Genomic DNA, 755 nt, shown 5'->3' with positions numbered 1-755 from the left:
ATTCCACCTTGCCGGCTTTGCTGAAACCGGCAAGCAGACCTACGACGCATCTTCCCACCTCGTTTCCGGTAAGGGTAACGTAGACTTTATGGGCGGCGGTGTGATGGCTCATGTGGTACTGTCAAACGGTCTATATGCAGAGGGTTTGGTGCGCGCCGGTATGGCGGATATGGCTTACGACACCAAGGACTTTGCAACGCCTGTCAGCTATGACTTCTCTTCCGCCTATGTGGGTGGCTATGCAGGCCTTGGCTACAACACAGAAGTGTGTGACGGCGTAAACTGGGGTCTACACGGCAAGTACATCTATTCTTGGATGGATGGCAACGAAGCCCACCTTGCTGGCGAGTACACCCGCTTTGAGGCAGCTTCTGCCCATACCTTCCGCCTTGGTACATCCCTCGCCTACGCAATGGACGGCGGCTTTACCCCTTACGGCTCTGTTGCTTGGGATTACACCACCGGCTCGGATATGGAAGCGATCGTCAAGGATAAGCGCCTCGAGACAACTGATATCGACGGCCACACCGGCACCCTTCAGCTTGGTCTGCGCTACGCTCAGCCTGAGAGCAACTGGTCTGCTGACCTTTCCGCCTCCGGCTACACCGGCGAGCGTGAAGGCCTTGCCGCCAACGCCGCTGTAAAGCTGATGTTCTAAGATTCAGAGGGGCTTCGGCCCCTCTTTTCATTTTGGCGTGGATTCCTCAAAGCTCAACCAAAGGTTACACACATAACTTGCGGAATGATGAGCGAAA

1 protein-coding gene is annotated in these 755 nt (G+C 55.4%); it reads left to right on the top strand.

The genetic code is table 11. The annotated features are described in order from the left end of the window. Window positions 1-658: autotransporter domain-containing protein (locus tag E1162_RS00140; RefSeq protein WP_257098529.1), on the top strand; the 658-nt coding region annotated here is incomplete at its 5' end. Window positions 659-755 lie beyond the last annotated feature (97 nt).

This window comes from Pseudovibrio flavus (assembly GCF_009711345.1).
GTDB lineage: Bacteria > Pseudomonadota > Alphaproteobacteria > Rhizobiales > Stappiaceae > Pseudovibrio > Pseudovibrio flavus.
This window is presented reverse-complemented; position numbering and strand designations above follow the sequence as displayed.